The following is a 9,633-nucleotide window of genomic DNA, read 5'->3' on the forward strand; positions in this document are numbered from 1 at the left end:
CCACCCACGTCCTGGTCGCCGTGACCCCGGCCGCCGGCCGCTCCCGTGACCGGGCGCACGGCCCGAGGGCCGGTGAGACCGCCGTGCCCGAGGCCACAGGACCGGGGGAGGTCTCCGCGCGCGACCGGGGGGCCGAACCCGGCGAGGGCAGAGAGCTGCAGCCCGCCGCCACCTCTCCGCAGAGGTGAGCACCCTGCACACGGGGACCGCGTCGCCGGCCCCGGCCCTGTGGCGGGTCCTTCCTCTCACGTTGGCCGTGGCGGTCGTCGCAGGGCTCTCGATCGTGGTCACCCCGGTCGGACCGGTGGCGGTGGCCGGAGCGGCGCTCCTGGCACTGGCGGTGTGGCGACGACCCGTGGTCGCAGCCGTGGTGGTGGCCGCCGTCGTCCCGGCTCTCTCAGGCCTGGGGCGAGGGCTGGTCATCCCCGGGCTCAAGATCTCCGAGGTTCTCCTCCTGGGCTGCGCCGTGGTGGTGTTCCTCCGCCGCCCTGAGGGCTGGCGGAGGTTCTCGGCCACGGACGCCGGCCTGGGACTCTTCGCCGTCGCCGGGATCGGCTTCGGCATCTACCACCAGCTGCGCGGTGTCGAGGGCTACCCGGACATGCTGCTGCGCGCCGGGTTGCTGCCGGCATTCCTGTTCGCCACCTGGTGGACCGCCTCACGGGCGGTCCGGAACCGCGAGGACCTCGTGCTGGTCCTGCGGTGGGTGCTCGGCCTGAGCCTCCTGCCCGCCCTGGTCGGTCTCGCCCAGTACGCCGACGTCCCCGGCGTCCGCGAGGTGCTCCTGGTCACGGTGGGCGAAGGGCTCCTGCCCCTGCCCGGCGAGATCAACCCGCGCGTCACCGGCCCGTTCACGATCGCCCACTCCTTCGGCGGCTACCTGATCGTGCCGGTCGTCCTGGCCACGGTGCTCCTGCTGCGCGGGGACCGCACGGTGCTGCGCCGGTGGCAGCTCCTCACGGTCCTCGCCGTGGACGTCGCGGCCCTCGTCCTGGCCGTGACCGTCACCTTCTTCTTCTGGGTCCCGTTCGCGGTGCTCGTGGCTGCTGCGGTGGTCCGCCGCCTGGGCCGCGCGATCCTCCTGCTCGCGGTCCTGGCGGCCGTCGTCGGCGCCCTGTTCTCCACCGCCCTGGACGCCAGGATGGAGGAGCAGACGACACCGGCGGCCGGTACGACCGAGGGCCTGCTGCCCCAGACCGTCCAGTACCGCATGCTCGTCTGGGAACGCGACTACCTCCCGCTGCTCTCCCGCGCGGCCGGGGTGGGAATCGGTATCGACACACCGAGCTCGGTCCAGTTCGACTCCACCGAGAACCAGTACCTGACACTCGTCCTGCGGGGTGGCGTGGGCCTGCTGCTGGCGGCCGTCGTGGGACTCGTGGCCCTCGGTGCCCGGGCCCGGCGCACCGCCAGGTCCCGTGACGGCACCGAGAGCGCGGCCGCCGCCACCGTCCTGGGGATCCTGCTGTTCCTCCCGTTCGCGGCCCTGATCTGGCCCTACCTCACCAACGCAGGGTTTCCCCAGTCGCTCCTCGGCTTCGCCGGGGCCGCGCTCGCGGCCGACCGGTGGAGGCGCGCGACGTTCACCGGACCCCGGTACGGGCGTCCCGTACCGGGGTCGGTGCCGGAGGTCACGCGCTCGGGATGACCTCGCGGATGCCGCGGCGGGTCTCGAACCGCCGCAGCACCTTGGCGCCGGTGACCTCCACGCCGGTCATGCCCAGACGGGACGCGGTCCGGGTGAGCGTCATCAGGGGCGCGCTCATGGCTGTGCGCAGCGGGCCCACGCGGTCCAGCCGCACGAGCACCCGCAACGGTGTCGGCAGGCCCTTCAAGGTCTCGTCCATGCGCAGCGGGCCCAGGAGGTCCGGGTGCTCGACGTGGACGAGTGCACGCCCGGCGCCCTGGCGTCGGGCGTCGCGCAGGAACGCCTCGAGGGGGCGGACGTGCTCGTGGGTGGACAGCAAGGACCGGTCGAACACCCCGCGCAGGCCCGCCACCGCCAGGCGCAGGCCGAAGTCCCGGTCGGAGTGGTTGCTGCGGGCGAACGGTCCGGAGTGGTACGGGACCTCGGCGAGGTTCTCGCGCCGGACCGAGACGTTCCCGCCCCACAGGCGCGACAGGATGGTCGCGGGCTCGGCCTCGTAGGCGGCGCAGACGTCCTCGTACTCCTGTGCGTACAGGTGGGTCGCGAAGCGTCCCCTGATCTCTGGCGGTGGGAGCCGGGTCGGCATGTAGCCGAGCACCACCAGGTCATCGGCGTGCTGGTGGTGCCGGGCGTGCCCGCTGACCAGCCCCGGGGCAGCGACGACGTCGTCGTCGAGGAGCAGGACGACGTCACCGGTGGCGTGGTCGATGCCCGTCTGGCGGGCGGCCGCTCCACCGCTGTTCTCGGTCCAGAGCGGTCGCACCACCGGGTGCTGGACCGCGAGGTCCTGGAGCAGCTCGAGCGAACCGTCGTCGCAACCGTCGACCACCACGATCACCTCGTGCAGCGCCGGGTCGTCGACCAGTGGCGCGACCACGGACAGGAGGTTGTCCCGCCGGCGGTAGGTGGGGATGACGACGCTGACCTGCGGCACGGCGCTCATGCGACCTGCCTGCTGGTCGAGCTGTCGAGCGGGTCGGCCGGTCGGGCCCGCAACCCGGTGACGTGCCGCAGGTCCTCGGCGGTCAGGTCGTCGACCTCGCGCGACAGCGCCAGGCCGCGTTGCTGGGCTACGGCGGCGATCTGTACCTGGTGGTCGTCGACGTGCTCCTGGCGTGCTGCCCGGCGCGGGACCATGATCGGGATCTTCCCTGCCTCGAGGCAGCGGATGAACGTCCCGCACCCGGAGTGGGTGACGACCACGTCGGCACGCTCGATCTCGGCGCGGAACTCCTCGTCCGAGAGCATCGGCCGGGCATCGATCGGAAGGTCGGCGACGTCGGTCGCCCCCGTCTGCCACACGGCCTCGGTCCCCTCCGGGAGAATCTCGATCATCCGTTCCACCAGGCGCCGGAACTGCCACGGTCGGGCCGTGCCGAGGGTGATGAACACGCGGCGCGGCACCCGTGTCCCACCGGCGTCCTCCACGTCGAAGGAGTCCAGCAGGCTCCGGTCGTACCGCCAGCGGCCCCGGGCGTTCTGAGGGTACTGGGTGTACAGGGGTACCCACGGGAGCAGCTGCAGCACCTTGCCGGCGAGCGACGGCCCGGTCGACCGGGCCAGGCTCTCGATGTAGCGCGGTCGGGCCCCGGCCAGGCGCGCGCCTGGGAGCGCTGCCAGCGCGATGGCGGCACCCGTGCTGTACACGGTGTCGACCGAGTGCCGACGGAGCTCCCGGAGCACGCTCGGGGTGCTGCGTGCCACGTTGCGGAAGTCGCGGGACCTGATGGTCGGGACGTACATGACGTCGCGCCCGGCGAGCATGCTCTCGCTCTGCGGGGTGCGGTGGGTGATCCAGAGTGCGTTCTCGTGCCGCTCGGGCTCCAGGACAGGAGCCATGAGGCTGAGCTGGACGAGGTGCCCGCCCGTGGTCGCGACGAAGGCCGGGACGGGGGTCGACGTAGTCCTGGTGGAGTCAGTATCCGGTGTCAGCACGAGGCCACGATCCCGTGACGGGCTTCAGGTGACAACCCACGAAACATGAATGTCACAGCAGGTCAGCGAAGCATTGGTGTTGTGTGCCGATACGCCCGATTCCCGAGTCCCGCATTCTGGTCAGTCACGGGATCAGGTAAGAATGATCATATGGCCGCCCATCGCAGACCACCCGTCGTCCACGTCACCTGGCAGCGTCATGCAGGGCGCGCCGTCGAGATCGCCGAGGCTCTCGGGGGTGCCCCGGTCCACGTCTACATGCCGGCCCTGAGTCGCAAGCCCCTGGTGCCGGTCCGCTACGTGCTGAGCGCACTGGCGACCGCTGCCGCACTCGTCCGTGCCCGGCCCCGGGCGGTCATCGTGACCAATCCGCCCGTCTTCCCCGGCCTGGTGGTCGCCGCCTACTGTGCGGTGACCCGGACGAGGTTCCTGCTGGACAGCCACCCCGGCTCGTTCGGTGTCAAGGGCAACGTGGTCAGCCGCAAGCTGCTGGGCGTGACGCGGTGGTTGGCTCGCCGCTCGTCCGGTGTGATGGTGACCGTCGACCACTATGTCAGGCTGGTCCAGACCTGGGGTGCGCGTGGCCTCGTGGTCCATGAGGCACCGCCGTCCTGGACCATCGGACCACCGCAGCGCGGACCGCGGCCCAGGGTCCTGTTCGTGTGCGTGTACTCCGAGGACGAGCCCGTGCACGAGGTGGTCGAGGCGGCACGCCTGCTTCCCGACGTCGACGTCGCGATCACCGGCGACCTGCGCCGTCGTCCGGCCGGGCTCGGCGAGCGGGCCCCCGCGAACGTGGACTTCGTCGGGTTCCTGGGGCAGAAGGACTACCTGGCCGAGATCGCGCGTGCCGACGTGGTCGTCTCGCTGACCACCGAGCCCACGTCGATCATGCGTAGCGCCTACGAGGCCGTCTACGCACTGCGCCCGTTGGTCGTCTCGGACTGGCCGGCCCTGAACGAGGTGTTCCCGTACGGGCACGCCACGGCGAACGAGGCGTCGGCGCTGGCGGCGGCGATCAGCGCTGCGCTGGAGGACGCCCCGCACGTGCAGGAGTCTGCGCTGGTGGCGCAACGGGAGCGGTGGGAGGCCCAGCTGGCGGCGCTGCGCGAGGCCCTGGGGCTGACCCGGGCCTGAGGGCGGCGCCGGCCGTCCCTCAGTGGCCGTTGCCGAGCTGCCCGGCGAGGAGCTCGTGGCGCCTGGCCGAGTCGTCGTCGAGGTTGAGGATCGTGACGGTCTTGCCCTTGGCCGCGTACCTGGTGGTGATCGCGTCGAGGGTGGCGACGGTGGAGGCGTCCCAGATGTGCGCCCCGGAGAGGTCGATGACGACGTTCGGGGGGTCACCTGCGTAGTCGAACTGGTACACGAGGTCGTTGGACGAGGCGAAGAACAGCTCGCCGGTGACCGCGTAGACGCGCACGTCGTCGTCGACCTCGTCGATGCGGCGCACCTCGGTGAGGTGTGCGACCCGACGGGCGAACGCGACCATCGCGACGATCACCCCCGCGCCCACGCCGTAGGCGAGGTTGTGGGTCCACACCGTGACCGCGACCGTGGTGAGCATGACGGTGGTCTCGGCCCGGGGCATCCGCCGCAGGGTGCGCAGGGAGTGCCAGTCGAAGGTCCCGACGGCCACCATGATCATGACGGCGACGAGGGCGGCCATCGGGATCCGGGCGACCAGGTCACCTGCGCCGACGACCAGTGCCAGCAGGAACACCCCGGCGAGGAACGTCGAGATGCGCGTACGGGCCCCGGAGACCTTCACGTTGATCATGGTCTGGCCGATCATGGCGCACCCGCCCATGCCGCCGAAGAACCCGGTGATGATGTTCGCGGCGCCCTGGCCGAGGTTCTCACGGGTCTTGTTCGAGTGGGTGTCGGTGACGTCGTCGACGAGCTTGGCCGTCAGGAGCGACTCGAGGAGGCCGACCAGTGCCATGGCGAGCGCGAACGGCGCGATGATCCGGAGCGTCTCGAGGGTGAACGGGACGTCGGGGATCAGCAGCGAGGGGAGGCTGCGGGGCAGCTCGCCCTCGTCGCCGACGGTCGGGACGGTCATGGCCATGGTGATCGTGATGGTGGTGAGGATGACGATCGCGACCAGCGGGGCTGGCACGACCTTGGTCAGCCGCGGCAGGAGCACCATGATCAGCAGCCCGGCGGCGAGCAGCACGTACACCATGGGCGGGACGTCGACCAGGTGCGGCAGCTGCGCCATGAAGATCAGGATCGCCAGGGCGTTGACGAACCCGACCATGACCGAGCGCGGGATGAACCGCATGAGCCTGGCCATCCCGAGCGCCCCGAGCACCAGCTGGAAGACGCCGGCCAGGATGACGGTCGCGATGAGGTGGTCGACCCCGTGCTCGCGTGCCACGGGTGCGACCACGAGGGCGATGGCGCCGGTGGCTGCCGAGATCATGGCGGGCCGCCCGCCGAGGAACGCGATGGACACCGCCATCGTGAACGAGGCGAACAGACCGAGGCGGGGGTCGACCCCGGCGATGATCGAGAACGCGATGGCCTCGGGGATCAGGGCCAGCGCGACGACCAGCCCCGCCAGGACCTCGGTGCGCAGGCGCTTGGGTGAGCGCAGGGCGGCCATCACGGAGTGGGCCTCGTGGGCCTCGGGGACGTGGGGGGAGGGCGTCTGGGCCGGTGGTGCGTGCGACACGTAGGTTCCGTCTGCTCGTTCGTTCGGTGGCGTAGGGCGCCCACGGCGGCCGTGCCTCGAGGGCGACGGGAGGGTGGGCGTGCGTGCAGCGCCGCGCGACGGTCGTGGAGGTGAGCCGACGCACAGCTGCCATGGGTCGAGCTGCGGCGCTCGACGTGCACGGTACCGCGAGGCGAGGGTCCGGTCACGCTCGTGAGGACGCGGACCCCGTACAGTCTGGGGACTGTGACGACGATGACACGCACAGCCCCCGCCCCTCCCGTCCGCCACGTGCACCTCGGTCTGGGCAACTTCTTCCGGGCGCACCAGGCCTGGTACACCCACCACGCGCCGGATGCCCAGGAGTGGGGGATCGCGGCGTTCACGGGACGCAGCCCTGACCTGGCCCTGGCGATGGCGGCCCAGGACGGCCTGTTCACCCTTGACACCCGCGGCCCGGACGGTGACGCGTTCGAGGTGGTCACCAGTGTGGTCGAGCCACGTGCGGCGCAGGATCACGAGGCGTGGATCACCCGGGTGGCCGATCCGGCCGTGGCGGTCCTGACCTCCACGGTCACCGAGGCCGGTTACGTCCGGGGCGCCGACGGTCGTCCGGACACCGCCCGCGACGACGTCCAGGCCGACCTGGCGACCCTGCGCGAGGAGCCGACGGCCCGCGTCCGGACCGCTCCCGCGCGCATCCTCGCCGGTCTCATGGCCCGGAGGCACGCCGACGCGGGACCGTTGACGGTGGTCCCGTGCGACAACCTGCCGGACAACGGCGCGGCGGTGCGAACCGTCGTGCACGCGATGGCCGAGCTCGTGGACCCCACGATGGTGGGGTGGCTGGAGCAGAACGTCGCGTGGGTCACGACCATGGTCGACCGCATCACCCCTGAGCCCACCGACGCCGACGTCGACCTGGTCCGGCGGGGAACGGGGGTCGAGGACCGTGCGCCGGTCGTGACCGAGCCGTTCAGCGAGTGGGTGCTGTCCGGCTCCATGATCGCCGGGAGCCCGGACTGGGCTGCAGCGGGTGCGATCGTGACCGATGACGTCGCGCCGTTCGAGGCCCGCAAGCTGGGCCTGCTCAACGGTGCGCACTCGCTGCTGGCGTACGCGGGGTCGGTACGGGGGCACCGGACCGTGCGGGACGCGATCACCGATGACGTGTGCCGGGGGTGGGTCGAGCACTGGTGGGACGAGGCGTCGGCGCACCTGACGCTGCCGCATGAGGACGTCGCGGAGTACCGCCGGGCGCTGCTGGACCGGTTCGCGAACCCGGCGATCCGGCACCTGCTGGCGCAGATCGCGATGGACGGCTCCCAGAAGCTGCCGGTCCGGGTGCTGCCGACCCTGCGGCGTGAGCGTGCTGCGGGTCGTGTGCCGGTGGGTGCGGCGCGGGTGCTGGCGGCGTGGGTGCGGCACCTGCGGGGGGACGGTGCGCCGGTCCGTGACCCGCGCGGTGAGGAGCTGTCGGGCCTGGCGGGCGGGTCCTTGGACGAGGCCGTGGCGCGTGTGCTGGGGGCGATGGACGCCGCGCTCGCCGACGACGTCGAGCTGCGTGGGGTGGTCGTGGCGCTCGCCCGCGAGCTCTGACCCGGGTGGGTGCCGACGTGTGCCTCCGTCGGACGGCGTGGTTGGCCGCGATGAGCCGGCCCTGTCGGGGTCTCAGGTGGGTAGCCGGGCGGCCAGCTCGTCGGTGAGCAGGCGGCGTCGGGCGACCAGGTGGATGGTCACGAGGACGGCGAGGGCCTCGGCGGCGAGCAGACCCACCAGGACCAGGAGCTGGGCGGCACCGGCTTCGAGCGGGGTCCCGCCGCCCAGGAGCACGCCGACGAACGCACCCGGCAGGGTCACCAGGCCCACGGTGCGGGTCTGGTCCAGGGGCGGGACGAGCGCCAGCCCGGCGGAGTCGCGGGCGATCTCGAGGGTGGCCTCGTGGTGCTGGTGCCCGACCGTGAGGGCGGCCTCGTACTCCCCGGCTCGCTGGCCGAGGGTGTCGAGCATCCGGCGACCGGCGAGGGACGTCGCCGTCATCGCCCCGCCCAGGATGATTCCGGCCACGGGCAGCAGGCTCTCGGCCCTCCAGGGCACGGTCCCGGAGGCGAGCACCAGGGCGACGACGGGCACGGTCCCTGCGGCGATGGGGAGCGCGGCCCAGGGGCGCGACGGGGCCAGGCCGAGCCGCCGTGTCGACGTGAGCGTGGCGACCACGAACATGAGCACCAGGTAGAGCAGGGTCCAGGGGAGGGACTCCAGCACGACGACCAGGAGTGCGGCGACGACGGCGAGCTGGACGGTCGCACGGCCGGTGGCGGCGACCACGGCGCGTCTGAGGTCCAGGCCTGCGGCGCCGACGGCGATCGTGGCCACGACGGCGAGGACCACGACGACGATCCCCAGGGCGAGGCTCGGTGAGACCGCGGCCTCACCCACGGTGGTGGTGCTCGTGGCGGTGCTCGCGGTCAGGGGCGGGGTTCATCGTGCTCCGGGCTCGGTCATCGGGGGCTCGGTCATCGGGGGCTCGGTCATCGGCCCAGTCTGGCCAGACTCCCGGTGCGCCGCCAGGGCGTGGTGCCCGGGGCGTCACGGATCGACCCGGTCGTACCTTTACGCCCCTTGTTTCCCGAGTGCGACGAACGTGCGTTTTGAAGGCAGATTCCTCTTGATTGCATCGGCTCTGGCGAGCGAGTCTTGATGATCATTTCCGTTCTGTTACGGATCTGAGACATCTGGGGGTGTGTTCTGTGCTTCTTGGGCTTAGTCTTTTGCACGTCTGTGGTGCCGCCTCGGTTCGCTCGATCGATGAAGCGGCGTCCACGTCGACCATCTAGACAGGGGGAACTCAATGAAACGTCGTCTACTGGTGAGCGCGGGTGCCGCAGCGGCCCTGGCCCTCACCCCGACCGCAGCACTGGCGTACTCGGCGCCGGGCTACGAGGTGGCTGTCACCTCGCCCGCGCCGGCAGCCGGTGAGACCTTCGCGGTCGTCGCATCCGGTTTTGACGAGGGTGAGAGCGCGACCCTGACGGTCACCTCCGACCCGGCCACGATCCCGGACGCAGCGATCCAGATCGCCGGTACGGCATCGCTGACCAAGCCGGTCGGCGACAACGGTGTCGCGACCTTCGCCGTCACCCTCACCGAGGCCGGGGTCTACACCCTCGTCGTCACGGACGAGAACGGTGCCCTGGTGGGGCAGTCGACCGTCGTGGTGTCCGCCGACGTGGACCCGGCGCCGACCGCACCTCCCACCGACCCCGGTGAGGAGCCCACCGACCCGGACACGGACCCCACCGAGGAGCCGACCGACCCGGACGTCGCACCCGCGCCGGGTGCTCCGGCAGCTCCGGGAGCACCGGGTGCGCCCGGTGCCGCGCCCGGTGCCGCG

General features: G+C 71.9%; 9 protein-coding genes. 5 read left to right on the forward strand and 4 right to left on the reverse strand.

Annotation, left to right across the window (positions count from 1 at the left end; translation table 11 throughout):
• The coding region (locus tag N869_RS18530; RefSeq protein ID WP_035060866.1) for a hypothetical protein at positions 1-188 on the forward strand (188 nt) is incomplete at its 5' end.
• Entirely contained in the window at positions 185-1,648 is a 1,464-nt protein-coding gene (locus N869_RS09735; protein WP_035060869.1) for a hypothetical protein, read from the forward strand. The genes N869_RS18530 and N869_RS09735, both read left to right, overlap by 4 nt.
• On the opposite strand, the gene N869_RS16560 is transcribed toward N869_RS09735, so the two are convergent.
• Entirely contained in the window at positions 1,632-2,591 is a 960-nt protein-coding gene (locus tag N869_RS16560; protein ID WP_052105333.1) for a glycosyltransferase, read from the reverse strand. The two genes, N869_RS09735 and N869_RS16560, sit on opposite strands and share 17 nt — an antisense overlap.
• Entirely contained in the window at positions 2,588-3,583 is a 996-nt protein-coding gene (locus N869_RS09745) for a glycosyltransferase (protein WP_156968479.1), read from the reverse strand. The genes N869_RS16560 and N869_RS09745 overlap by 4 nt, the downstream gene beginning before the upstream one ends.
• Before the next feature lie 150 nt (positions 3,584-3,733).
• On the opposite strand from N869_RS09745, the gene N869_RS09750 reads away from it, so the two are divergent.
• Positions 3,734-4,720, forward strand: a complete 987-nt coding sequence (locus N869_RS09750) for a glycosyltransferase (protein ID WP_035060872.1) — start codon at positions 3,734-3,736, stop codon at positions 4,718-4,720.
• Between the two features lie 19 nt (positions 4,721-4,739).
• Here the strand turns inward: N869_RS09750 and N869_RS09755 are convergent, their stop codons facing one another.
• Positions 4,740-6,191 carry a SulP family inorganic anion transporter gene (locus N869_RS09755; protein WP_035060887.1) on the reverse strand — a complete coding sequence of 484 codons (1,452 nt, stop codon included), beginning with the start codon at positions 6,189-6,191 and terminating at the stop codon, positions 4,740-4,742.
• 303 nt (positions 6,192-6,494) lie between these two features.
• Between N869_RS09755 and N869_RS09760 the strand changes: the two genes are divergently transcribed.
• Entirely contained in the window at positions 6,495-7,838 is a 1,344-nt protein-coding gene (locus N869_RS09760; RefSeq protein WP_035060890.1) for a mannitol dehydrogenase family protein, read from the forward strand.
• A gap of 72 nt (positions 7,839-7,910) precedes the next feature.
• Here the strand turns inward: N869_RS09760 and N869_RS09765 are convergent, their stop codons facing one another.
• Positions 7,911-8,678: an ABC transporter permease gene (locus tag N869_RS09765; protein ID WP_035060875.1), complete on the reverse strand. Its 768-nt coding sequence runs from the start codon at positions 8,676-8,678 to the stop codon at positions 7,911-7,913.
• A 430-nt stretch (positions 8,679-9,108) separates the two neighbouring features.
• On the opposite strand from N869_RS09765, the gene N869_RS09770 reads away from it, so the two are divergent.
• Positions 9,109-9,633: hypothetical protein (locus tag N869_RS09770; RefSeq protein ID WP_035060878.1), on the forward strand; the 525-nt coding region annotated here is incomplete at its 3' end.

The organism is Cellulomonas bogoriensis 69B4 = DSM 16987 (assembly GCF_000767165.1).
Lineage (GTDB): Bacteria > Actinomycetota > Actinomycetes > Actinomycetales > Cellulomonadaceae > Actinotalea > Actinotalea bogoriensis.